The organism is Luteibacter sp. 3190, from assembly GCF_031456385.1.
Lineage (GTDB): Bacteria > Pseudomonadota > Gammaproteobacteria > Xanthomonadales > Rhodanobacteraceae > Luteibacter.
In genome coordinates this window covers 108941-132228 of the sequence record NZ_JAVDUO010000002.1, presented here as the reverse complement: position 1 = coordinate 132228, position 23288 = coordinate 108941, and the positions used below count along the sequence as shown (strand labels likewise).

Genomic DNA, 23288 nt, shown 5'->3' with positions numbered 1-23288 from the left:
TGCCCGGGATCAGCGAGCGACTTTACTGAACAGGTGTCGCCACACCGCGTAGACGGGGAGTCCCGCGAGGACCACGGCGCACACGACGGCCGCGCTCGCGGGCTTGTCCCAGGCATAGGCGACCACCACCGCGATCACCACGGCGAGGAAGGTCAGCGGCAGCAGCGGGTAGGCGGGAGTGACGAACGCGGGGCGCCCGGCCGAATGGCGGCGATACCAGAAAAGCGTGGCGATGGTGACCGCGTACGCGGCCCAGTCGCCGAAGGTCGCGAAATCGAGAAGCTGGCCGTAGTTGGCGACCAGCACGAGGACGATGGCCCAGACGGAGAGCGCCATCAGCGCGATGTTCGGAGTGCGGTAGCGCGGATGCAGCTTCGCGACGCTGGCGAAGAACAGGCCGTCGTCGCCCATCACCTGGAGCACGCGCGCGCCGGCGACGAGCGTGATGTTGCAGAAGCCGAGCGTCGAAATCGCGATGCCGATGGCGATGAGCTTCGCGCCCGCCCCGCCGAACACGCGGCTCATCACGTCGGCGGCCGGCGCCTGGCTCGTGGCGAGGCCGTCGTGACCGAGCACGGCGAGGTACGCGTAATTGGTCAGGACGTACGCGGCGATCACCACCAGCATGCCGAGGATCAGCGCGCGCGGCAGCGTGCGCTGCGGGTCGCGCACCTCGCCGGCGAGGTTGTTGAGGTAGCTGAAGCCCGAGAAGGCGAAGAGCACCGGAAGGAGCGCTCCGGCGAGGCTTCCCGCCACGTGCTCCGGCGATGGCGTCATCGCCTGGGTGGTGCCGGCCCCGGCGAAGGCGAGGCCCGTGACCACGAGCACCGCGATCGCCGTCAGCTTCAGGATCGCGAAGACGTTCTGCACCTGGGCGCCGAAGCGGATGCCGAACAGGTTCAGGCCGGTGACGAACACCAGTGCGCCGACCGCGAGCGGCTTGACCAGCGTGGGCGACAGGCCGAAGACGTTGGTCGCGTAGCTGCCGAAGATCGTCGCCACCGCGGCCGCGCTGCCGCTGTAGATCACCAGCAGCATCGTCCAGCCGAAAAGGAAGCCGGCGAGCTTGCCGAACGCCTCGCGCAGGTACACGTAGCTGCCGCCCGCTTCCGGCCGCCGCGCGCCGAGTTCGGCGTAGCACAGACAGCCGATCAGCGTCAGGAGGCCGCCGCCCACCCACAGGGCGAGCAGGACCAGTCCGGAGTCGGTGCGCTGCGCGGCGATGCCGGGATTGAGGAAGATGCCGCCGCCGATGATGCCGCCGACGACGATGAGGGCCGCGTCCATGAGCGTGAGGCGTCGGGCGTAAGTGGTGGTTTCCATGCGAGCGTTCGTTTGGGGCAGGCGTGGAGGATGGCGTGCGGCGCGAGGGATGGGAAGGGGGCGACGAGCGGGAGATGGGGGATGGGAGTTGGGAGGTGGGGATGGGAGTTGGGAGGTGGGAATTGGGGGCGCGATTCCGGCGTTCGCCCGAGGGGACTGGAAACACAGCGCCTGCCTCGCGCCCGTCGACACGTCTCCGACCCCCTCGAGCGCACGCCGGAAATACGCCCCCAATTCCCAACCCCCATCTCCCAGCTCGTCGCGCCCCCAATTCCCATCTCCCACCCCCCCGCTCGTTTGCCTTTTTCCCGTTGCGGCGCAACACTTCGGCGGATACGTCCCACCGATTCCTTCCCTCCCACGACACAAAGAGTCCCGTGAGCGAAATCGCAAACGCGCCGTTGCCCGTCAACGCGCCCTGGATCGTCATGAAGTTCGGCGGCACCTCCGTGGCCACCGCCGCACGTTGGCGAAATATCCTCGAGCTGGCCGCCAGCCGCCGCGCCGAAGGCGCACGCGTGCTGATCGTGGTCTCGGCCCTGTCCGGCATCACCGACGGCCTGAAACAGCTTTGCACGCACACGGATTCGAAACGCCGCTCGGACGCGGCCTCCGCACTGGCCGATCGCCATCACGCCCTGCTCGCCGAGATGTCCCTGGCGATGCCGGAGACGTTGGGCGCGCGGCTGGCCGACCTCGCGCAGCTGGCCGCGTCCGGCGCCGCCGAACTGGGCGAGCTGGCCTGGCAGGCTCGCGTGCAGGCGCACGGCGAGCTGATGTCCAGCGCGCTGGGTGCCGCGTTCCTTTCGGCCCACGGCCTGCCCACCACGTGGGTGGACGCGCGCGAGTGCCTGCACTCGGTGGCGTTGCCCAACCAGAACGAACGTACCCGACTGCTCTCGGCGATGGTCGAGCCGCACCACGACGCCGCGCTGTCCGCGGCGCTGGCGTCGCGCGGCGAGGTGTTCATCACCCAGGGCTTCATCGCGCAGGACGAGGCCGGCCGCACCGTGTTGCTGGGCCGCGGCGGGTCCGATACGTCCGCCGCGTACTTCGGCGCGCTGCTCGCCGCCGCGCGCGTGGAGATCTGGACGGACGTCGCGGGCATGTTCAGCGCGAATCCCCGCCAGGTGGCCGGTGCGCGTCTCCTGCAGCGTCTCGACTACGAGGAAGCCCAGGAAATCGCCTCCACGGGCGCGAAGGTGCTGCATCCGCGCTGCCTTTCGCCGCTGCGCGAACCGCGCGTGCCGCTGCTGATCAAGGACACCAACCGGCCCGAGCTGGAGGGCACCGCGATCGGTCCGGAGGTCCGCGAGCACGCGCCGAGCATCAAGGCGATCAGCGCGCGCAAGGGCATCACGCTGATCTCGATGGAGTCGGTGGGCATGTGGCAGCAGGTCGGCTTCCTCGCCGACGTGTTCGACGCGTTCAAGCGCCACGGTCTTTCCGTCGACCTCATCGGTTCCGCCGAGACGAACGTCACGGTGTCGCTCGATCCGACCGAGAACCTGCTCGATTCCGATGCCATCGCGGCGCTCGCCGCCGACCTGGCGCGCGTGTGCCGCGTGAAGGTGATCGCGCCCTGCGCGGCCATCACGCTGGTGGGCCGCGGCATGCGCTCGATGCTGCACAAGCTCTCGGGCGTGCTCGCTGAGTTCGGGCAGCTGCGCGTGCACCTGATCTCGCAGTCGTCCAACAACCTCAACCTCACCTTCGTGGTCGACGAGGACGTGGTCGACGACATGCTCCCGCGCTTGCACGAACTGCTCATCGGCGCTGGAGCGTTGCGCACCGACGACAGCATGGTCTTCGGCCCGTCGTGGCAGTCGCTGTACGGCAGCGGCGAGACGGCCGCGCCGGGCGCGGCCTGGTGGCAAGGCGCGCGGGCGACGCTGCTGACGCTGGCCGACGAGCGCACGCCGCGCTACGTCTACCACCTGCCGACCGTGCGCGCGCAGGCGCGCCGCGTGAAGTCGCTCAAGGCCGTCGATCGCGCGCATTACGCGGTCAAGGCCAACACCCATCCGGGCATCCTCAAGGTGCTGGCGGAAGAAGGCTTCGCGTTCGAGTGCGTGTCGCCGGGCGAACTCGCGGCCGTCTCCGCCGCCGTGCCGGACGACGTGCCGCTGCTGTTCACCCCGAACTTCGCGGCGCGCCGCGATTTCGAGGCGGCGCTGCGGACGCGCGCGACGATCACCATCGACGCCATGCATCCCATCGAGCACTGGGGCGACCTGTTCGCGGGCCGAGAGATCGTGCTGCGCGTCGACCTCGGTCGCGGCCTCGGTCACCACGACAAGGTCAAGACCGGTGGCACGGGCAGCAAGTTCGGCGTGCCCATCGAACACGTGGACCGTTTCCTTCGTCTCGCCGACGCGGCGGGCGCGAAGGTCATCGGCCTGCACGCCCATCTGGGGTCCGGCATCCTCGACCATGCGCACTGGGGCGAGGTGTACTCGCAGCTGGCGGCGCTGGCCGAGCGCATCGGCACGATCACGGTGCTGAACATCGGCGGCGGCCTCGGCGTGCCCTCGCATCCCGGCGAGTCCGCCCTCGACATGGCGGCGCTCGACCGCGTGCTCACCGCGGTGCGCCAGGCCTACCCGCAGTTCCAGCTGTGGATGGAGCCGGGTCGTTACCTCGTGGCCGATGCCGGCGTGCTGCTGGCGAAGGTCACGCAGGAGAAGGAGAAGGGCGTCAACGTGCGCTACCTCGGTCTCGACACGGGCATGAACAGCCTGATCCGTCCGGCGCTCTACGACGCGTGGCACGAGATCGCGAACCTCTCCCGCCTCGACGAGCCGGCGACCACCATGTACCAGGTGGTCGGCCCGATCTGCGAGTCAGGGGATATCCTCGGTTCCGACAGACGCCTGCCCGAGTCGAAGGAGGATGATGTGGTCCTGATCGCCCAGGGTGGTGCGTACGGCGCCGTGATGTCGTCGCGCTACAACCTGCGCGACGAGGCCGACGAGGTGCTGCTGCCGTGACGTCCCCGCTTTCCGATCCGCGCCAGAGCCGCACGTTCCGGTTCGTTCGCCATGCGTACGCCGATGGCGTCGCCGAACTCGCTTACGCGTTCGACGACGGTGCCGAGCTGGTCGAGCGCATCACGTTCCCCGGCGCGCCCGCGGTGCCCGCCGGTCGCGAGGCCGCCTTCGCGGCGGCGCTGCGCCTGCTGCACCTCGTCGCCGGTGTCAGCTACTACAAGGCGGGCATCCCGGAGACGATCGTCGTCGAAGGCGAGCCGCTCGACGAGGAGAGCGCGACGCTGGCCGACGCGCTCTACCTCCACGGCCTCGCCGAGTTCGCCTATCGCAACGGCCTGGACCTGCGCGGCCGCATCCGCTTTCCGTTCTCCGCGCCGCGCCCGGCGCCGCCGCCGGCCATCGGCCTGCCGAAGCGTTCGCTGCTGCCCATCGGTGGCGGCAAGGATTCCGTGGTCGCGGTCGAGGCGGTGAAGTCGATCGGCGCCGACGCGACCGCCGTCTGGGTCGGCAATTCGCCCCTGATCGCGGAGTGCGCGGCGCGCACCGGACTGTCGACGCTCAACATCTCGCGCGAACTCGCACCGGGCCTGTTCGAACTGAACCGGCTCGGCGCGTGGAACGGCCACATTCCGGTCACGGCGATCAACTCGGCGATCCTCGCGCTGGCGGCGATCCTCTACGGCTACGATTCGATCGTGTTCGCGAACGAGCGCTCGGCGTCGGTCGCCACGCTGGAATACGAAGGCCAGCAGGTGAACCACCAGTGGAGCAAGGGCTTCGGTTTCGAGAAGACCCTGCACGACTACCTGCATTCGCACGTGGCCGCGGATCTCGATTACTGCTCGCTGCTGCGGCCGTGGTCCGAGCTGGCGGTGACCAGCGCGTTCGCGCGCCTGGGCGGCGATTATTTCAACGTGTTCTCCAGCTGCAACCGCAACTTCCGCATCCTTGGGCCCAAGCCCGCGGATCGCTGGTGCGGGCAGTGTCCGAAATGCCACTTCGTGTTCCTCGCGCTCGCGCCGTTCATGGCCAAGCCGCGGCTCGTGTCGATCTTCGGGCGCAACCTGCTCGACGACGAGGCGCTGGCCGGCGCGTTCGACGCGCTGCTGGAATACAAGGACCACAAGCCGTTCGAGTGCGTGGGCGAGGGCGCGGAAGCGCGTGCCGCGCTCGCCGCGCTCGCCGAACGCCCGGAGTGGCGCGAGGACGCGCTCGTCGCGCGCTTCCGCCGCGAGATCCTGCCGCAACTCGACAAGGCCGAGCTGGCCCTCGAGCCGTGGCTGACCCCGGGCGCATCGCACCTCGTGCCGGAGCGGTTGCGCGGAGCGCTGGATGCGCTGGGCTGATCTGGAAGGACGGCGCATCGCCGTCTGGGGTTTCGGCCGCGAAGGTCGCGCCGCGTTGCACGCGCTGGCTCGCCGGCTGCCGGGGCAGCGCGTCGACCTGTATTGCGCCGCCGACGAGGCCGGTGCGGCGCGCACGGCGTTTCCCGATGTCCTGGTGCACGAGGTCGCGCCCGACGCCGACGCGCTGGCGAGCTACGACATCGTCGTGAAGTCGCCGGGCATCTCGGCGTACAAGCCCGAACTGCTCGCGGCGAAGGAGCGCGGCACGCGCTTCACCTCGGGCAGCGCGCTCTGGTTCTCGGGTCACGAGGACGCGCGCACCATCGCGGTGACGGGCACCAAGGGCAAGAGCACGACCTCGGCGCTGATCGCGCATCTTGCGCGTTCGCTGGGCGTCCGCACGGCGCTCGCCGGCAACATCGGCATGCCGCTCCTCGAACTCGACGAGTCGCACGCCGATCTGTGGGTCATCGAACTGTCGAGCTTCCAGACCGGCGAGGCCTTCGGCGTCGATCTCGGCGTGGTGACGAGCCTGTACGAAGAACATCTCGACTGGCACGGCTCGCGCGAGCGTTACGTCGACGACAAGCTCAAGCTCCTGGCGGCGAGCGCGCGCGTGCTGGTCAACGCCGGGCAGCCGCATCTGCTGGCGCGCGCCGAGCGGCATCCGGGTCTGCATACCTTCGGCGATGCCTCCGGCTGGCACGTGCACGACGGCTGGATCCAGCGGGGCGACGAGCGGATCATCGACGCGCATCGCGTGTCGGCTCCCGGTCTGCACAACGCGACCAACGCATGCGCGGCGCTCGCCGCGCTCGAGATCATGGGGTTCGACGCACGCGCGGCGGCTCCCGCGCTGTCCACCTTCGTGCCCCTGCCGCATCGCCTGCAGCCGCTCGGCACACGCGATGGCGTGGCATGGATCAACGACTCGATCAGCACCACGCCGCTGGCCAGCCTCGCCGCGCTGGAAAGCGTCGGCGCGAAACGCGTCGCCCTGATCGTCGGCGGTCACGACCGCGGCCTCGACTGGACACCCTTCGTCGAGGCGATGCGCGTGCACGCGCCAGCGGCGATCGTGTGCCAGGGCGCGAACGGCGGCCGCATCGCCGACGCGCTCGATGCCGCGGGCATCGGCCGAGTCCACCGCGTGAACGATCTCGCGGAAGCCGTGAATACGGCACGCCGGGCGCTGGCCGGCGACGGCTGCGTCGTGCTTTCGCCGGGCGCCCCGAGCTTCGACCAGTTCCGCGATTACGCCGAGCGCGGCAAGCGCTTCGCGGAGCTCGCGGGCTTCGAAGCCCATGCAGCAGGCATCCGCGGACTGGGCGTCGAGTAAATATAGGCCTCGCCCCAGTCTGTTGGGAGCCGATCGTATCGGCGATCCCGCGGCAGCGGGCAACCTCGCCCCAGTCTGGTGGGAGCCGATCGCATCGGCGATCCCGCGGCAGCGGGCAACCTCGCCTCAGTCTGGCGGGAGCCGATCGTATCGGCGATCCCGCGACAGCGGGCAATCTCGCCTCAGTCTGGTGGGAGCCGATCGCATCGGCGATCCCGCGGCAGCGGGCAATCTGGCGACAGCGCAGCGCGGGCGACCCGCAGCCCGCTCACGCGCCGTCGCCCGACATACCCGAACACCGCCGCCTCCTACGTTGCTGGTTCCTGTCCCACGAGGAGCCTTCAATGCAACGAAAAATCCTTTGGAGCGGCGTCGCGCTGCTCATGCTTACCTGCACCTGCGGCGCCCACGCACAGTCCGCGATTACCGGCGCAACGTCCCCACCGGTTCCCGGCTGCGAAACCATGGCCATCGGCCCGGTGTACGACGCGTCGATCGACGCGAACGCGACCACTGCCTGCTTCCAGATGGTCACGCCCGAGGCCCCCGCGTCGATCAAGCTCGACGTCAACATGGCCGGTTTCCCCCAGGGCGCGCTTCACGACATCAGCCTCGTACGCGTGGATGCCGACGGCACGACACATGCCGTGGCATCGGATGCCTCGACCGACTCGTATCGCATCGTGCAGGCCATGAGCGCTCCGTCGACGCGCTGGCTACTCCTCGTGGGCCGCCCCGCCGGTGGTGCGAAGGTGCCGTTCCAGCTTCAGGCCGCGCTATCGGAAGGAAGCGACCGCTTCGAGCCGAACGACGCGTTCGCAAAGGCGACGACCCTCCAGGGGAATCAGGTGATCGCGGCCAACCTCGACAACCCGGGCGATGTCGATAACTACCTGGTTTCGTTCCGCAGTGACCAGCGAGAGGCCATTCTTTCGCTGGAGGGGCCAGGTTCGATCTTGGCGGACATAGTCGACGGTGCGAACCGCACAGGCACCCTCGGTGCGGGCCGACAGTTGCGGGTAGACACCTCGCGGCCCGTGTTCGTCAGCGTCCGTGGTGAACAAGCGGAAGCCAACTCGGCGTACACGTTGCGTGTCAGTGATCCGAAGGCGAATGCGGTCGTGTCGTCGTACTACAGCAATGAAAACATCAGCCACCTCGCACCCGGTCTGATACCGGGGGTGCGAGGGGCGGCGAACGTAGCGCGCGAGATGCAGGTCGAAGTCACGGCCTTCGAGGGTGATCATGAAACGCGGCTTGGGGGGGCATCGAGTGAGGATCTACGCTCACGACAGGGCATTCGCAGGCAACACTGGAACCAGCTGGGAGGTTGGTGTCATCGATGCTGTGACGGACGAGCACGGCGTCGCTCGCGCGACGATGTCCATATCGGAGTGTCGTGGTGGGGTCGTCGGACCGATACGCGTTCAACCACGCCTCGAGCATCCCGACGTCTGGTACATCACTTACAACCCGATATCGTTGGTCCACGCAGTGGTGCTCGGCGCCGACCCGGACGCCCAGATAAAGGCAATCGAGCGAAATCAGACGTTTCAACACGTCTGCAAGGAGACTGTGACTCTCGAGAGGAACCACTGATGAACGTGAACTTTTCAGGACACTGCAAAGGTGCGGAGACTTCGCTTGTGCCCAAGAAGGGAACGGTCTTCGACACACTCGCTGCCCGCGCTGGCGCCGCGCCAGGCCAACTGGTCGCGATTGATGGGAAGACGTACGAAGATGCTCTGGACGAGCGGTATGAGGCGCAAGGGCATGATCCGGACATCATGGTTAATGACCAGGTGCGAATGGGCGACGCGTTCACGCGCTTCGCGGAAACTTTGGTCCCGATGCTGGCTCGGCTCGCTGTCGAACGGCCCGATGTGATGGCGAAGTCGTTCGATCTGCGAAAGGAAGGGCAGTCGCTCAAGGTGATCGATGCCGACATGGACGGCGAAGAAGCAGCGTGGCTCGAGGCGCGTCTCAACGATAAGCCAGAGCTGATCAGCCTCGTGTCGGAATTCAATCGCTCGGTCGCATACGCATACGGTGACGGGAGTCGCGACTATTACCTGACCGAGACGGTAACCGGACACATCGGCCATCCGCCGGTGGCGAACCTCGACGCGACGGTCGATCGCGACGTGCGGTTCATGTCCTTGTTGCGCAGTGTCCGCGATGCGGATGTCGATAACGAAAACGTGTACCTGCTGCGCGACCACTACAAGACGAACCCGTATGCCCTCGCGGCGATCAAGGTTCGCGATTTCGTGATTCCCGCCGACACCTATCGGCCTGTGCCGGGTGGCGGTCTCGCCGTCTCGAAGGCGGTCGCCGGTCCGATGCTCTCGACGATGGCGTAAAGCGTCATTGGGATGTGCGCTCGCGGCGAGCACCCGTTCGCGCGCGAGCGCGCTTCCCACAGGATCAAGAAATCCCTTGGGTGCCAATCCGTCGCTGGAGGCGACTACGTCGCGATCGGCGGGTCTAGCTGCGGTGCGACCTTCTCGTCCGAAGAGGCCTGGCCCCAGTCTGGTGGGAGCCGATCGTATCGGCGATCCCGCGGCAGCGGGCAATCTGGCGACAGCGCAGCGCGGGCGACCCGCAGCCCACACGCGCGCCGTCGCCCGACATACGCGAACACCTCCGCCTCGTACGTTGCTGGTTCCTGTCCCACGAGGAGCCTTCGATGCAGCGAAATATCCTTTGGAGCGGCGTCGCGCTGCTCATGCTGACCTGCACCTGCGGCGCCCATGCACAGTCCGCGACTGCCGGCGCAACGTCCCCACCGGTTCCCGGCTGCGAAACCATGGCCATCGGTCCGGTCTACGACGCGTCGATCGACGCGAACGCGGCCTTGGTGACCCGCGAAAGGAGCCAGTCATGAACGTCACCTCTTCAGGTCATTGCAAAGGTCCCGATGCATCACTGGTCCCGGCCAAAGGTACCGTCTTCGCTGCACTCGCGATGCGGGAAGGGCAGCGACCAGGCGACACGCTGATGACCGTGGACTCGAAAGCGTACGCGGAGGCGCTTGACGAGCGCCATGAGGCGCAGGGACATGATTCTGCGATCATGGCTAACGATCAGCTGCGGATGGGGAGTGCCTTCACGCGATTCGCGGAGGCCCTCGTTCCCATGCTGGCCCGACTGGCTGTCGAGCGCCCGGATGTGGTGTCGAGGACGTTCGATCTTCGAAAGGACGGCCAGTCGCTCAAGGTCGTCGATGCAGATCTGGATCCGGACCAAGCGGCTTGGCTCGAGGCGCGCCTCAACGAGTTACCCGATCTCCTCTGCCTGGCAACGGAGTTCAATCGCTCGGTCGCATACGCTTACGGGGACGGAAGTCGCGACTATTATCTGACGGAGACGGTAACCGGATACATCGACCATCCACCCGTCGCGAACCTCGACGCAACGGTCGATCGCGGCGTGCGGTTCATGTCCTTGTTGCGCAGTGTCCGCGATGCGGATGTCGATAACGAAAACGTGTACCTGCTGCGCGACCACTACAAGGCGAACCCGTATGCCCTCGCGGCGATCAAGGTCCGCGACTTCGTGATTCCCGCCGACACCTATCGGCCTGTCCCGGGTGGCGGTCTCGCCGTCTCGAAGGCGGTCGCCGGTCCGATCCTCTCGACGATGGCGTAATGCGTCATTGGGATGTGCGCTCGCGGCGAGCACCCGTTCGCGCGCGAGCGCGCTTCCCACCGGATCAAGAAGTCGCCGGTCGCGCCTATCCGTCCGTGGCGGCGAGCAACGTCCCGACCACGGCCGACAGTGCCGCGTAGAGTTCCGGCGGCACGTCGTCACGCAGGCGTACCGCGGCGAGCAGCGTCGCGATCTGCGGATCGAGCTGCGGTGCGAGGCCTAGTGCCTGCGCGCGTTCGAGCATCGTCTTCACGCCGTGGGCGTCGATGCGCTGGCTGTTGCCGTTGCTCGTGGGGGACGCGAGGCGCAACGTGACGCTGCGCCGGGGCGAGGGGAGGGCCGTCGTCATGCGCGGGCTTCCAGCAGGACGGCGCTGTAGGCGCTGCTCGGCGTCGGCAGGCCGTGCATGCAGCTGAAGTGGTCGAGGATGAGGCCGCTCTTTTCGAGCAGGCGGCGCAGCACGACGAACGCGTTCTCGAGATGCGCGACCGTTTCGGGACGCTGTGCCCACAGGCGGACGGAAACACGCGGCACGCGGAGCTGGATCTCGCCCTGCACGGCGCCGAGCGACGGCGGATCGATGGCGAAACCCACCGTCCACGGGCCCTCGGTGTCGCCAGGCAGCGGCTGGCCTTCCTCGATACGAATCTGCAGCACGTCGTAGCCGCGCCCTGCGGCGAGCGGCACTTCGATCATCCACACGCCCGCCTGCGGGTGCGATTCCAGCTGCGCGATCTCGACGCGCGACAGGGCCGCGCGCGTGTCCGTACGCAGCTGGCCGACGACGGCTTCGATGTCGTCGTCGCCGAGGCTGAGTTCGGGGGCTCGCGGCTGGGCGACGAGCGCCCGCTGCACAAGCGGCGGTGGCGTGTCGCTGGCTGGCCGGGCGAGCTGGGTGCCCGGCCGGCCGGTGGGAATGTCGGCGAGCGCGCGGCGCAGGGCGAGCAGCGCCGCCTTGAAGTCGTCGGCGGCGGGCGTCTCGTGCTTCGGCTCCGCGAGATGGGCCTCGAGGAACGCGCCGCTCTTCGCGATCGCCTCCTTCATGCCAAGCGGCGAACTGACGTCGGACGGTTTGCTGATGGCGGCTTCGAGGGTGGCCAGCGCGGCGCGCAGTGGCGCCGGCAGCATCCGTGCGACGGGGCGACGACCGAGCGCCGCGAGGACGCCGAGCAGAGGCGCGTAGCCGTTCTGCAGCGGCAGGCGTTCACGCAGGCCCTGCATGGCGACGCGTTCGTCGGTGTTGCCCGGGACGATCTCGAGCTGCGGCTGCGCGCCCTGGGTCAGCACGCGCACCTGGAACTGCTGTGGCAACTGGCCGCCCGGCGCGTCGGCTTCGACGGTCATCCCGCCGATGTCGAGCAACAGCTTGCCGATGTCGGTCTGCCCCATGATGCGCGCCGACAGCAGGGTCCCGACCCGCCAGCTGTCCGCTGCGGCCGTGGTGCCCGCGGCCGCGCCGGCCCAGAGCTGGGCAGCGAGACTGGTCGGCTGGATGATCAAGGGGGATGCCCTCCCGGCGCCAGGCGCACCCTCGGTGGGCACGCTCCTGTGTCCCAAGGGATCGGCGGGTTTTTACGAAACTTTAGGTCGGGCGCGCCCTTGGACCATGCCTTATCGGCAAACCTCCGCCCCGCGCCGGCAGGTTAGAATGGGCGGATGACCCAGCTCCCTTTCGACCTCCTCGCCACCGATGGCGCGGCCCGGCGCGGCCGTCTCCGTTTCGGCCGCGGCACCGTGGAAACGCCGGCCTTCATGCCCGTGGGCACCTACGGCTCCGTGAAAGCCATGACCCCGCGCGATGTCCTCGACACCGGCGCGGAGATCATCCTCGGCAATACCTTCCACCTGTTCCTGCGCCCGGGTCTGGAGATCGTCGGCGAGTTCGGCGGGCTGCATAAGTTCATCGGCTGGGACAAGCCGATCCTTACCGATTCCGGCGGCTTCCAGGTCTTCTCGCTGGCGCACAAGCGCAAGATCACGGAAGAAGGCGTCACGTTCGCCTCGCCGGTCGACGGCTCGAAGGTGTTCCTCTCGCCCGAGGAATCGATGCGGATCCAGAAGGTGCTGGACTCCGACGTCGCCATGATCTTCGACGAGTGCACCCCGTATCCCGCGACGGAGCGCGTCGCCTCGGACTCCATGGAGCTGAGCCTGCGCTGGGCCGAGCGTTCGCGGCGGGCCTTCGACGACCTGAAGAACCCAAACGCGCTGTTCGGCATCGTCCAGGGCAGCACGTTCGAAAACCTCCGCCGCCGCTCGGCCGAGCGCCTGATCGAGATCGGCTTCGACGGATACGCGGTGGGCGGTCTGGCCGTGGGCGAGCCGGAAGCCGAGCGCAACCACACGCTCGATTTCACCCTGCCGATGCTGCCGAAGGATCGCCCCCGTTACCTCATGGGTGTGGGCCGGCCGGAAGACATCGTGGAGGCGGTGCGCCGCGGCATCGACATGTTCGACTGCGTCATGCCGACCCGGAACGCCCGCAACGGCTTCCTCTTCACGGCCGCCGGCACCCTGCGCATCCGTAACGCGAAGTTCGCGACGGACACCCGCGTGATCGAGGAAGGCTGCGACTGCTACGCCTGCGCCAACGGTTTTTCCCGCGCCTACCTGCGCCACCTCGACCGTTGCAACGAGATCCTCGGCAGCCAGCTGGCGACGATGCACAACCTTCGTCATTACCAGAGGCTCATGGCCGGACTGCGTGGCGCCATCGAGGCCGGCGGTCTGGAGGACTTCGTGGCGGCGTTCTATGAGGCGCGTCGCAAGGGCGCCACCGACGGCTGATCCGGCCTTGCAGGGGTGCCCTGGCGCCCCCAACCCCTTGACGGGGTGCGGTACATAACCGCCGGGGTGCGTGGCATAATCCACGATCTTTTTACGTGAACGGCAGCTTTTCCTTGGCCGTTCCATGACTTGCGAGAAATCCGATGAGCCTTCCGACGTTCGCTGCCATTGCCCAGGCCACCGCTCCCGCCGCCGGCGCCGCTCCGCAGGGGGCCTTTGGCTTCTCGCCGCTGATCATGATGGCGGTGCTGTTCGGCATCTTCTATTTCATGATGATCCGGCCGCAGATGAAGCGGCAGAAGGAGCACCGCGCGCTTCTGGCCGCACTGGCCAAGGGCGACGAGGTGGTCATGAGCGGCGGCATGGCCGGCCGCATCGAGGACGTGGGCGAGTCGTTCGTCCGTGTCGAGATCGCCCCGGGCACCGTCGTCCAGGTGCAGAAGGGCTCGATCACCCAGGTCCTGCCGAAGGGCAGCCTGAAGAAGTCGTAAGACTTTCCTCTTCCATAGCGTCAGCCGCGGCCGGTGCTCGGCCGCTTTCACGGAATGTAAGGCATGAGTGATTTTCCACGCTGGAAGTACGCGCTGGTCGTGATCGTGTTGCTGTTCGGCATCGTGTATGCGTTGCCGAACGTCTTCCCGCCGCAGCCCGCCGTGCAGATCTCGGGCAACCGCGGGGCCGCCGTCGACCCCGCGCTGAAGACCAAGGTCGAGGGCATGCTGGCCACCGCGAAGGTGCCGGCGACATCCCTGGAGCTCGACGAAAAGGGCACGCGCCTGCTGGCGCGCTTCCCGAGCGTGGACGCGCAGGCCAAGGCGTCCGACGCCCTGCGCACGGGCCTCGGCGAGAACTACACCGTGGCGCTGAACCTCGCGTCCACGGTACCGGGCTGGCTGCGTTCGATCAACGCGAACTCGATGCCCCTGGGCCTCGACCTTCAGGGTGGCGTGCACTTCCTGATGGAGGTCGACCAGAACGCCGTGATCGACGCGCAGGAAACGCGCTACGCCGACGACATCCGCTCGCTGCTGCGCGACAAGAACGTCTCGTACGACGCGGTGAACCGCAATGCGCGCGGCCAGGGCGTCAGCGTCGTGCTGCGTTCGGACGCCGACCGCCAGCAGGCGGCCACGCTGATCGGCACCGATTACCCGGACCTCGCCGTCAACGACGGTCCGACCACCGGTAACCGCTTCATCCTCAACGCCACGGTCAAGCCGGCGAAGCTGCGCGAACTGGCCCAGAGCACCATCACGCAGAACGTGACCACGCTGCGCCAGCGCGTGAACGCCCTCGGCGTGTCCGAGCCGCTGATCCAGCAGCAGGGCCCGAACCAGATCATCGTCGACCTCGCCGGCGTCCAGGACACCGCCGAGGCCAAGAAGATCATCGGTGCCACCGCCACGCTCGAATACCGTGCCGGCCTGTACACGCCGCAGCAGGCCGTGGACGCCGCCCGCTCGGGCAGCGTGCCGCCGGACGCCAAGCTGTACTACGGCCGGGACGGCCGTCCGTACCTGCTGAGCAAGAAGGTGATCGCGAAGGGCGACGAGCTCACCAGCGCGGTTTCCGGTCGCGATCAGCAGAACGGCACGCCGAACGTGAGCGTCTCGCTCAACAGCGCCGGCGCGCGCAAGATGCAGGAGTTCACCAACGACAACGTCGGCAAGCCGATGGCGGTGCTCTACATCACGCGCACGGTCGAGACCAAGACGGTCGACGGCAAGGAGATCAAGACGCCGAAGATCACCGAGGAGGTGATCAACTACGCGAACATCAGCTCGCCGTTCGGCAAGCAGTTCTCGACCAACGGCCTGCCGAACGACCAGGAAGCCTCCGAGCTCGCGCTGCTCCTGCGCGGCGGTTCGCTCGCGGCGCCCGTCGACATCGTCAGCGAGAGCGTGATCGGTCCCAGCCTGGGCGCCGACAACATCGACAAGGGCTTCAAGGCGGTGATGCTCGGCCTCGGCCTCGTGCTGGTGGCCGCGGCGATCTACTACAAGCTCTTCGGCCTCGTCGCGGACATCGCGCTGTTCTTCAACCTCGTGCTGCTCGTCGCCGTGATGTCGCTGGTCGGGGTCACCCTGACCATGCCGGGCATCGCGGGTATCGTGCTCACCCTCGGCATGGCGATCGACGCCAACGTGCTGATCTGCGAACGCATCCGCGAGGAACTGCGCAACGGCTCGTCGCCGCTGGCGTCGATCCGCACGGGTTACGACAAGGCGTGGGCGACGATTCTCGATGCCAACGTGACGCATCTGCTCGCGGCGCTGGGTCTCATGACCATGGGCTCGGGTCCGATCAAGGGCTTCGGCGTCACGCTGTTCATCGGTATCCTCACGTCGATGTTCACGTCGGTGACGGTGACCCACGCCATCACCGCGCTGATTCACGGCGGCCGCAAGCTCAAGACCCTGTCGGTCTGACGGGAGGGACGCCATGGAAATCTTCAACCACAATTCGAACTTCAACTTCCTCGGCCTGCGCAAGTACAGCATCGGTCTGGCGATCCTGCTCATGATCGGCTCGGTCGCGCTGATCCTCACGAAGGGCTTCAACTACGGCCAGGACTTCCTCGGCGGCGTCGCTGTCGACGTGCAGTACGCCTCGCCGGCCGAAGTGAACGACGTCCGCGCGGCGCTCGAACACGCCGGCCTGGAGAATCCGCTCGTGCAGGCCGTCGGCGGCGCGCGCGAATTCTCCGTGCGCCTGCAGCCGAAGGACGACAAGGGCGCGGCGAACCTCAGCAACGACGAGGCCGCGTCGCGCGTGGCCGCGGACGTCGTCGCGGCGCTCAAGGCCACCCGTCCCGACGTCACGATGAAGAGCCGCTCGTTCGTCGGCCCTCAGGTCGGCGAAGAGCTGCGCAGCGACGGTATCGTCGCGGTGATCTTCGTCATCGTCGGCATCATGGGTTACCTGTGGATCCGCTTCGAGAAGCGCTTCGCGATCGCGGCGCTGGCGACGGAAGTGCACGACGTCCTCGTCACGCTCGGCATCTTCGCGCTGACTCAGCGCGAGTTCGACCTCACGGTGCTCGCCTCGGTGCTCGCGGTGGTGGGCTACTCGATCAACGACAAGGTCGTCGTGTTCGATCGTGTGCGCGAACTCTTCCGTTCCAGCCGCAACGCCACGCCGGAAGAAGTGCTCAACCGTTCGATCAACAGCACGCTGTCGCGTACGATCATCACGTCGCTGTTCACCGGCATCACGATGGCCGCGCTGTTCTTCATCGGCGGTCCGGTGGTCCATGGCTTCGCGATCACGATGCTGATCGGCATCCTGGTCGGTACGCTCTCGTCGATCTTCGTCGCCAGTCCGATCCTCCTCTGGCTGGGCGTGTCGAAGCAGGACCTGATGCCGCGCACCAAGGAAGACCCGGAGCTCGAGCGTCGCCCCTGATCCGGCGATGCTCCCGCGCCAGAAAAAAAGGCCCGTCGCGAGACGGGCCTTTTTTCTTGAGCCATCCCTCATCCCTGGGATCAGAAATCGTCACCGTCCTCGGTGGCGCCTTCGGCGTCGTTGGCCAGAGTGACCACGACGTACGCGGAGCCGACCAGTGATGCGCAGAGCCAGGCGTAGACCATCTGGATGCCCGTCCTCGGGATCGCGGCCGCCACCTGCGGCGCGAGTGCGAGGCCGACGATGCCGGCCAGGGCGAGTACGGATGCGACGGCCCACGCAAGACGCCGGGACGGCGACGCGGTGGTGATGAGGTTCATGCTGCGGTGCCCCTGTGTTTCCCCTGTTTCGCGACGCCGTGAAGACGGCGTGACGTCGCTTGACGTACGGAATACCGTAGAACGACGCATGAGGCAAGTGCGAGGTTGTTCAACATTGTATTGATTGATAAGGCTTTTTGTGCGGGAAATGGGCCAAGCCTCTGGCTGAGCTAGACTTTCCGTTCCTTACGAGGCACCGGCCCCATGGCAGCACGCGACTTCCCCCGTTTCACCCTCACCAGCGGCGCGACCCGAGAGGGTTCCCGCTATACCGCCCTGCTGATCTCCCAGCCCGCGGACGGTGGCTACCCGAGCTATTTCGCCGTCTACGAGAACCGCAGTTTTCGCGACGAGGCGAGCGCCGCTCAGGCGGCCGAGAAGGCCCTGGGACTGGTTCTCGGCGTCGAGGACGACGGGGCGCCCGTCTTCGCCGAGGGCGAAACCGGCTTCGATGACGACGTCGACGCCCAGGCGGAACGCTGATCCGGCGACGTGCGTGAAAATTCCGTCTTGACAGCGACCCGTGGCGCGGCGCGTCATATCCCTCATTCAGGGTGACGAGCGGCGATACGCCATGAGTGATTGGGACGGGCGGTACCGGCAGTTCGTGGAGGCTTCCTCCGACTGCATGAAGGAACTCGACCGTGACGGCGTGATTCGCTTCGTGGCGGGCCTCGGTTGCGCGGCCCTCGCGCCGGAGGGAGCCGATCGGCTCATCGGACGGCACTGGCTCGAGCTCTGGCCGCCCGAAGCGCAGGACATGGTCGCGCGCGTCCTCGATCGCGCGGCTGCCGGCGAGCGTGTCGACTTCGTCGGATCGCGCAACCCCGGCGCCGGCTCGGCGCGCTGGTGGGAGGTGATGGTCGCGCCGGTCGTGGCCGACGACGAACTCGATCACTTCATCGTCATCAGCCGGGACGTCACGGAGCGCGTCGAGCTGCAGGCGTCCCTCGAATCGATCATCGAGATCATGCAGGACCGCCTCAACCAGACGGTCGCGAGCACCGCCACCGCTTCCACCCGTTACGGCACGCTGATGGAACGGCTCGAGTCCGAGCACGGCGCGCGGCGGGATGCGGAAAGCCGGCTGGCGGGGGTGCGCGAGCAACTCGACATGGCCAACCGGGCGCGGCAACTGGCGGAGGCGGGCGCCCGGCAGGCCCAGAAACAGCAGGCCATCGGCCAGCTCGTCAGCGGCATCGCCCATGACTTCAACAACATGCTGCAGACGGTGATCGTGAGCCTCTCCGGCCTGCAGGATGACTGCGAGGAGCTCGCGCCGCGCCACCGCCGGATGGTCACCTACGCGGTGGAAGGCGCGCGGCACGCCACCGCGCTCACCCGCCGGCTCCTCGCCTTCGCCCGCAACCAACACTCGCAACCCGAGGCGGTGGACCTCGGCGACCTGGTGATGGCGTTCGCCGACTTCGCCCGCCATGCGCTCGGAGGGCGCGTGGGGGTCGAGGTGTTCCGCCAGCCGGGGGCGCTGCCCGTGTGGGTCGACCGTCACGGCCTGGAGCAGGCCCTGATGAACGTGTGCCTCAACGCGCGCGACGCGATGGACGGGTTCGGCCAGGTGGTGATCGAGGTCGGCGAGCGCGAGGGAGGCCCCGTGCTATCCGAGTTCGCCCGGGACGCCGCGACGTACCGCCAGGTTTTCGTCAGCATCGCGGACACCGGCGGGGGCATGCCGGAGGAGGTCCGGCAGCGTCTGTTCGAGCCCTACTTCACGACGAAGGAAGGCGGCTCCGGGCTGGGCCTCGCCCAGGTCTACGGCACGGTCGCGCAGGCCGGCGGCGGTGTGGAGATCGAGAGCGAAACCGGCGTCGGGACGCGCATCCGGCTGGTCTTCCCGCGCTACCCCGGGCCCCTCGATGGCGAGGAGTGAAAGCTGCCAAAAAGACATGGTGCACCGCCTCAATTTCGTCCCGGCCCTGCCGATATGTGAAAGGACTGGGAGGAAGTAGTCATGTTGGTCATCATCGGTTCCATCGTCGTCCTGGTCTCCGTACTGGGCGGTTATGTGCTTTCGCACGGCGAAATCGCCGCGCTCTGGCAGCCTTACGAGCTGCTCATCATCTTCGGTGCCGCCCTGGGCGCGTTCGTGAGTGCGAACTCCATGGACGTGGTGAAGGGTTCGGCACGCGACGCGCTGGCCCTGTTCAAGGGCCCGAAGTACCGCAAGCAGGATTACATCGACCTCCTGTCCCTGCTCTATGACATCTTCACGAAGATGCGCAAGGAAGGTCAGCTGGGCATGGAGGCGCACATCGAGGATCCGGCGAACAGCTCGCTGTTCTCGGCGTACCCGCGCCTGGTCGCCGAACACCACCTGATCGACTTCATCACCGACTGCCTGCGCCTCATCGTCGGCGGCAGCATGGACCCGCACGAGCTCGAGCAGCTGCTCGAGGTCGAGCTCGAAACGCACCACCACGAGGCCATGGTGCCCGCGCTCGCGGTGCAGAAGATGGCCGACGCGCTGCCGGGCTTCGGCATCGTGGCGGCGGTGCTGGGCATCGTCATCACGATGAAGTCGATCGACGGCGACGCGGCCGTCATCGGCGAGCACATCGCGGGTGCGCTCGTCGGCACGTTCCTCGGCATCCTGCTGTCCTACGGCTTCATCGGCCCGCTCTCGGCGGCGATGGAAGCCCGCGTGAACACCGACGGCAAGGCCTTCGAGTGCGTCAAGGTCGCGCTCATGGCGAACCTGCGCGGCTACAACCCGATGGTGTCGGTCGAGTTCGCGCGCAAGTCGCTGAAGTCGAGCAGCCGCCCGTCCTTCCAGGACCTCGAAGCCCATCTCAAGGCGGCCCGGTAAGCGGCCATGAGCGACCTGAAACAGATCATCGTCGTCCGCAAGAAACGGGGCGGGGGCCACGGTCACCATGGCGGGGCCTGGAAGGTCGCCTACGCGGACTTCGTCACCGCCATGATGGCGTTCTTCCTCGTGATGTGGCTCGTCGGCGCGGGCACGAAGCAGCAGCGCGCCGCCATCTCGGAATACTTCAAGAACCCCAGCATGACGCCGGGGCAGTCGACCATGGCGCCGTCGGGCAAGATGGGTCCGGGCGGTGCGAGCACGAGCATGATCAAGCTCGGCGGCGCGCTCGACCTCCCCAAAGGCCCGGGCGACCAGCAGGCGTTCGCGAAGCCGAGCGACGCCGAGATCGACAAGCAGGCGAAGGCGCAGGAGAAGCGCCGCCTCGAACAGCTGATGCGGGACCTCCAGGAGGCCATCGCGAAGAGCCAGGCCATGGCCCCGTACAAGGATCAGTTGCTGCTCGACATCACGTCGGAAGGCCTGCGCATCCAGATCGTGGACAAGCAGAACCGCCCGATGTTCGATACCGGCAGCGGCGTGATGAAGAACTACACCGTGCAGATCCTGCATGAGCTGGCAGGCTTCGTGAACCAGGTACCGAACGCCATCAGCATCTCGGGCCACACGGACAGCGCGCGCTACGTGAGCGCGGACAGCGCGTACGGCAACTGGGAACTCTCCGCCGATCGCGCGAACGCCGCGCGTCGCACGCTCGTCGAAGGCGGCATGCAACCCGACAAGGTCGCGCGCGTCGTCGGACTCGCCGCATCGGTGCCCTTCGACAAGGCCGATCCGGCATCGGCGATCAATCGCCGCATCAGCATCGTCGTCATGACGAACGAAGCGCGGAAAGCCGCGTTGTCGTCCGACGTCGTGGCGGAGCCTGTGGCGCCCGAGGCGCCGGCGCATCCGGCGGAGGCCGAGCATGTCGGCGCGGGCATGCCCGGCACGCCCGGGCCGGCGACGAATGCCGCCCCGGCCAACACGGTCGCCCACGTCGGCGACGGCGGTTAGGCCGGACAGCCATCGTCCGGTCACTTGCAACCGTCATCTTCCCCCGGCAGTATCGAGGCACAGGGGAGGGAGACGCAGTGGAAAATCACAGTAAGTACCGGGTAGTCGCCAAGGCGGTGAAGCACCATGGCGACGCGGGCGAGCAGCTCTACCGCAGCAGCTACCGCATCCTCGATCACATCGGCGAAGAAATCGAAGCGGGGACCGGGTCCCACGACTTCGCCGACATCACCAGCGCCTTCAACGAAGCTTTCACTCTCGGACACGAGCGCTTGCGCGAACTCGGCGTCGAGACGGTGCAGTAACCGATCGTCTATCGACCGACGGCGCCGCGCAGCTCGTCGAGCTGCGCGGGTGTCCCGACATTTCGCCAGAAGCCGTCGAAGCGTTCGCCGGCGAGGCGGCCTTCCGCCATCGCCTTGCGATACATGGGTAGCAGCTTGAAGCGCCCAGGGGCTTCGCCTTCCACGATCTCACGGCGATACACGCCGACGTTGCCGAACGTCAGGCGCTCCGCGCCGTCCGGACCCTCGCCCTCGAACAACCGTCCCGCCGCCAGCGCGAAGTCACCGGCTGGATGGAAATCCGGGTTGGGAACCATGACGAGGTGCGCAACGCCCTCCGGCTCGCGGGGAAGCGCGGCATAGTCGATCTCGCTCCAGATGTCCGCGCTCACGACGATGAACGGGTCCGGGCCCAGCAGGGGCAGGGCGGCCAGCATGCCGCCTCCGGTTTCCAGCGGCGTCGGACCTTCGTACGAATAACGGATGCGGACGCCCCAGCGCGAACCGTCGCCCAGCGCGTCGGGAAACTGATCGGCGAGGTGCGACGTGTTGATCACGATGTAGCGCACGTCGGCGGCGACGAGCTTCTCGATGTGATGCACGATGAGCGGCTTGCCGGCCACCTCGAGCAGCGGTTTGGGTGTCCGTTCCGTGAGCGGACGCATGCGCTCGCCGAGCCCGGCGGCAAGGATCAGCGCGTGCCTCATGCGTCGCGCGCCACGGTGATGTCGCGACCGCCGATCTTCGCCTCGATGTAGTCGGCCAGCGGCGCGACATCGGCGTGACGCCGCGCGGTGTCGAGCACGTAGCGCAGCACGCGCGGCAGATCGGCGAGGTAGCCGGGCTTGCCGTCGCGGTAATGCAGGCGGCAAAACAGTCCGAGGATCTTGATATGCCGCTGCAGGCCCGTGAGGTCGAACCAGCGGCGGAAACGATCGGTGTCGACCGTCTCGTCGATCAGTCGCGCGTCGAGCAGGCGCAGGCGATAGGCTTCCACCCAGCCTTCCACGCGTTCGTTGTCCCACACGATGTACGCGTCGCGCAGCAGCGAGGCGAGATCGTAGGTGACCGGACCGGACATCGCCCCCTGGAAATCGATGATGCCCGGCGAGCGCTCGTCCGTCACGAGCAGGTTGCGGCTGTGATAATCGCGGTGCATGAAGGCACGCGGCTGTTCGGCGATGACGTGCATGATCGCGGTGAACGCCTGCTCGATGACGTCCCACTCCTCGCAGGCGACGTCGACGCCGAGGTGCTCCTGCAGCAGCCAGCGCGGCATGATCTCCATCTCCATGGTCTGCCATTCACGGTTGAAGGCGGGCAGGCCTTCGGTGTCCATGTGCAGCTGCATGCGCAGGAGCGCGTCGAGCGCGTCGCCGTAGAGCGCGTCGACGGTGCCGTCGTTCAGTTCGGGCAGGTAGGTGCGCGTGCCCAGGTCTTCGATCAGCAGGAAGCCGCGCGCCGCATCCGCCACCATCACCGTGGGGACGTGGAGGCCCGCGGCGGCGAGCCGCTTTCCGATGGCGATCCACGGCGCGGGATCTTCCTTCTCGGGCGGTGAATCCATGACGATGACCGGCTGGCCGTCGACGTGGCCGCGCCAGTAGCTGCGGAAGCTGGCGTCGGAGGAGGCTGGTTCGAGGACGAGAGTGGCATCGCCGGTGGCTTCGCGAGCCCAGGCGAGACGTGCGGCGGAACGATCGGTGGCGGTCATGCGGTCTTCGCGTATGCGGTGCTGCGCACGAGCTTAGAGCCTTTGCCCGCAGGTGTCAGCGACGGTCTTCAGCCCTGTTGGAGCGGACCTGGCCGCGACAGCTTCAGCCCTGTTGGAGCGGACCTGGCCGCGACGCCTTTGAGGCCGTGAGCCACAGGGCCTGTTGCTCTTCGCGAAAAGCTGTCGCGGCCAGGTCCGCTCCCACAACACTGTCGCTGCCAGCTCCGCTCCCAACCCAGTTGTTCCGCAGCGCAACATCTGGGATGCTGCCGACAGGGGTTCCTTCGG

Annotated in this window: 21 protein-coding genes; 15 read left to right on the top strand and 6 right to left on the bottom strand. The window is 67.4% G+C overall.

Annotated features, from left to right (window positions below; genetic code table 11):
• Positions 1-9: 9 nt before the first annotated feature.
• Positions 10-1323 (bottom strand): amino acid permease, encoded by a 1314-nt coding sequence (locus J2X58_RS10500; protein ID WP_090056981.1) that lies wholly within the window; start codon positions 1321-1323, stop codon positions 10-12.
• A 377-nt stretch (positions 1324-1700) separates the two neighbouring features.
• Between J2X58_RS10500 and J2X58_RS10495 the strand changes: the two genes are divergently transcribed.
• The 6 genes from J2X58_RS10495 (at position 1701) to J2X58_RS10470 (ending at position 10649) form a co-directional block, all read left to right on the top strand.
• Positions 1701-4313, top strand: a complete 2613-nt coding sequence (locus J2X58_RS10495) for a bifunctional aspartate kinase/diaminopimelate decarboxylase (RefSeq protein ID WP_310048084.1) — start codon at positions 1701-1703, stop codon at positions 4311-4313.
• Positions 4310-5659 carry a UDP-N-acetyl-alpha-D-muramoyl-L-alanyl-L-glutamate epimerase gene (murL, locus tag J2X58_RS10490; RefSeq protein WP_310048083.1) on the top strand — a complete coding sequence of 450 codons (1350 nt, stop codon included), beginning with the start codon at positions 4310-4312 and terminating at the stop codon, positions 5657-5659. The genes J2X58_RS10495 and murL overlap by 4 nt, the downstream gene beginning before the upstream one ends.
• The gene (gene murD / locus J2X58_RS10485) at positions 5646-6998 is read left to right on the top strand and encodes a UDP-N-acetylmuramoyl-L-alanine--D-glutamate ligase (RefSeq protein WP_310048082.1); all 1353 of its coding nucleotides are present in this window, start codon (positions 5646-5648) and stop codon (positions 6996-6998) included. The genes murL and murD overlap by 14 nt, the downstream gene beginning before the upstream one ends.
• A 344-nt stretch (positions 6999-7342) precedes the next feature.
• On the top strand, positions 7343-9361 hold the full coding sequence (locus tag J2X58_RS10480; RefSeq protein ID WP_310048080.1) for a hypothetical protein: 2019 nt from the start codon (positions 7343-7345) through the stop codon (positions 9359-9361).
• Positions 9362-9687: 326 nt separating this feature from the next.
• Positions 9688-9885 (top strand): hypothetical protein, encoded by a 198-nt coding sequence (locus tag J2X58_RS10475; protein WP_310048078.1) that lies wholly within the window; start codon positions 9688-9690, stop codon positions 9883-9885.
• Positions 9882-10649: a hypothetical protein gene (locus J2X58_RS10470; protein ID WP_310048076.1), complete on the top strand. Its 768-nt coding sequence runs from the start codon at positions 9882-9884 to the stop codon at positions 10647-10649. Before J2X58_RS10475 ends, J2X58_RS10470 begins: the two co-directional genes overlap by 4 nt.
• An 85-nt stretch (positions 10650-10734) precedes the next feature.
• On the opposite strand, the gene J2X58_RS10465 is transcribed toward J2X58_RS10470, so the two are convergent.
• Together J2X58_RS10465 and J2X58_RS10460 are read right to left on the bottom strand one after the other, a co-directional pair.
• Complete coding sequence (locus J2X58_RS10465; protein WP_090056991.1) at positions 10735-10998, bottom strand: hypothetical protein; 264 nt, start codon at positions 10996-10998, stop codon at positions 10735-10737.
• Positions 10995-12149 (bottom strand): flagellar hook-length control protein FliK, encoded by a 1155-nt coding sequence (locus J2X58_RS10460; RefSeq protein ID WP_310048073.1) that lies wholly within the window; start codon positions 12147-12149, stop codon positions 10995-10997. Before J2X58_RS10460 ends, J2X58_RS10465 begins: the two co-directional genes overlap by 4 nt.
• 156 nt (positions 12150-12305) lie before the next feature.
• On the opposite strand from J2X58_RS10460, the gene tgt reads away from it, so the two are divergent.
• The 4 genes from tgt to secF all read left to right on the top strand — a co-directional run bounded on the left by tgt (position 12306) and on the right by secF (position 16841).
• Positions 12306-13436 (top strand): tRNA guanosine(34) transglycosylase Tgt, encoded by a 1131-nt coding sequence (tgt, locus tag J2X58_RS10455; RefSeq protein ID WP_090056995.1) that lies wholly within the window; start codon positions 12306-12308, stop codon positions 13434-13436.
• Positions 13437-13579: 143 nt separating this feature from the next.
• Positions 13580-13927: a preprotein translocase subunit YajC gene (yajC, locus tag J2X58_RS10450; protein WP_089974384.1), complete on the top strand. Its 348-nt coding sequence runs from the start codon at positions 13580-13582 to the stop codon at positions 13925-13927.
• A 63-nt stretch (positions 13928-13990) separates the two neighbouring features.
• Entirely contained in the window at positions 13991-15865 is a 1875-nt protein-coding gene (secD, locus tag J2X58_RS10445) for a protein translocase subunit SecD (RefSeq protein ID WP_090056997.1), read from the top strand.
• Between the two features lie 13 nt (positions 15866-15878).
• Positions 15879-16841, top strand: coding sequence for a protein translocase subunit SecF (gene secF / locus J2X58_RS10440; protein WP_090056999.1), 963 nt, complete (start codon positions 15879-15881; stop codon positions 16839-16841).
• Positions 16842-16921: 80 nt separating this feature from the next.
• Here secF and J2X58_RS10435 read toward each other — a convergent pair whose 3' ends face one another.
• On the bottom strand, positions 16922-17161 hold the full coding sequence (locus J2X58_RS10435) for a hypothetical protein (protein ID WP_090057001.1): 240 nt from the start codon (positions 17159-17161) through the stop codon (positions 16922-16924).
• A gap of 204 nt (positions 17162-17365) precedes the next feature.
• On the opposite strand from J2X58_RS10435, the gene J2X58_RS10430 reads away from it, so the two are divergent.
• The 5 genes from J2X58_RS10430 (at position 17366) to J2X58_RS10410 (ending at position 21307) form a co-directional block, all read left to right on the top strand.
• The gene (locus J2X58_RS10430; RefSeq protein ID WP_090180085.1) at positions 17366-17644 is read left to right on the top strand and encodes a hypothetical protein; all 279 of its coding nucleotides are present in this window, start codon (positions 17366-17368) and stop codon (positions 17642-17644) included.
• A 40-nt stretch (positions 17645-17684) separates the two neighbouring features.
• A complete protein-coding gene (locus J2X58_RS10425) occupies positions 17685-19049 on the top strand; it encodes an ATP-binding protein (protein WP_310048067.1) in 1365 nt (454 codons plus the stop codon).
• An 81-nt stretch (positions 19050-19130) separates the two neighbouring features.
• Positions 19131-19985 carry a flagellar motor stator protein MotA gene (gene motA / locus J2X58_RS10420; protein ID WP_090057007.1) on the top strand — a complete coding sequence of 285 codons (855 nt, stop codon included), beginning with the start codon at positions 19131-19133 and terminating at the stop codon, positions 19983-19985.
• A 6-nt stretch (positions 19986-19991) separates the two neighbouring features.
• Positions 19992-21002 (top strand): flagellar motor protein MotB, encoded by a 1011-nt coding sequence (motB, locus tag J2X58_RS10415; protein WP_310048064.1) that lies wholly within the window; start codon positions 19992-19994, stop codon positions 21000-21002.
• Positions 21003-21079: 77 nt separating this feature from the next.
• Positions 21080-21307, top strand: a complete 228-nt coding sequence (locus J2X58_RS10410) for a hypothetical protein (RefSeq protein WP_139206110.1) — start codon at positions 21080-21082, stop codon at positions 21305-21307.
• A gap of 8 nt (positions 21308-21315) precedes the next feature.
• On the opposite strand, the gene murU is transcribed toward J2X58_RS10410, so the two are convergent.
• On the bottom strand, positions 21316-21993 hold the full coding sequence (murU, locus tag J2X58_RS10405; protein WP_310048063.1) for an N-acetylmuramate alpha-1-phosphate uridylyltransferase MurU: 678 nt from the start codon (positions 21991-21993) through the stop codon (positions 21316-21318).
• Complete coding sequence (locus J2X58_RS10400) at positions 21990-23000, bottom strand: phosphotransferase (RefSeq protein WP_310048062.1); 1011 nt, start codon at positions 22998-23000, stop codon at positions 21990-21992. Before J2X58_RS10400 ends, murU begins: the two co-directional genes overlap by 4 nt.
• Positions 23001-23288: the final 288 nt, after the last annotated feature.

Excerpts from the sequence above, each read along its gene's own strand:
- J2X58_RS10435 (WP_090057001.1), bottom strand. The coding sequence starts at position 17,161 with ATGAACCTCATCACCACCGCGTCGCCGTCCCGGCGTCTTGCGTGGGCC.
- motB (WP_310048064.1), top strand. The coding sequence starts at position 19,992 with ATGAGCGACCTGAAACAGATCATCGTCGTCCGCAAGAAACGGGGCGGG.
- J2X58_RS10480 (WP_310048080.1), top strand. The coding sequence starts at position 7,343 with ATGCAACGAAAAATCCTTTGGAGCGGCGTCGCGCTGCTCATGCTTACC.
- secD (WP_090056997.1), top strand. The coding sequence starts at position 13,991 with ATGAGTGATTTTCCACGCTGGAAGTACGCGCTGGTCGTGATCGTGTTG.
- J2X58_RS10465 (WP_090056991.1), bottom strand. The coding sequence starts at position 10,998 with ATGACGACGGCCCTCCCCTCGCCCCGGCGCAGCGTCACGTTGCGCCTC.
- secF (WP_090056999.1), top strand. The coding sequence starts at position 15,879 with ATGGAAATCTTCAACCACAATTCGAACTTCAACTTCCTCGGCCTGCGC.
- J2X58_RS10400 (WP_310048062.1), bottom strand. The coding sequence starts at position 23,000 with ATGACCGCCACCGATCGTTCCGCCGCACGTCTCGCCTGGGCTCGCGAA.
- J2X58_RS10470 (WP_310048076.1), top strand. The coding sequence starts at position 9,882 with ATGAACGTCACCTCTTCAGGTCATTGCAAAGGTCCCGATGCATCACTG.
- tgt (WP_090056995.1), top strand. The coding sequence starts at position 12,306 with ATGACCCAGCTCCCTTTCGACCTCCTCGCCACCGATGGCGCGGCCCGG.
- motA (WP_090057007.1), top strand. The coding sequence starts at position 19,131 with ATGTTGGTCATCATCGGTTCCATCGTCGTCCTGGTCTCCGTACTGGGC.
- murD (WP_310048082.1), top strand. The coding sequence starts at position 5,646 with ATGCGCTGGGCTGATCTGGAAGGACGGCGCATCGCCGTCTGGGGTTTC.
- murU (WP_310048063.1), bottom strand. The coding sequence starts at position 21,993 with ATGAGGCACGCGCTGATCCTTGCCGCCGGGCTCGGCGAGCGCATGCGT.
- yajC (WP_089974384.1), top strand. The coding sequence starts at position 13,580 with ATGAGCCTTCCGACGTTCGCTGCCATTGCCCAGGCCACCGCTCCCGCC.
- J2X58_RS10430 (WP_090180085.1), top strand. The coding sequence starts at position 17,366 with ATGGCAGCACGCGACTTCCCCCGTTTCACCCTCACCAGCGGCGCGACC.
- J2X58_RS10475 (WP_310048078.1), top strand. The coding sequence starts at position 9,688 with ATGCAGCGAAATATCCTTTGGAGCGGCGTCGCGCTGCTCATGCTGACC.
- J2X58_RS10500 (WP_090056981.1), bottom strand. The coding sequence starts at position 1,323 with ATGGAAACCACCACTTACGCCCGACGCCTCACGCTCATGGACGCGGCC.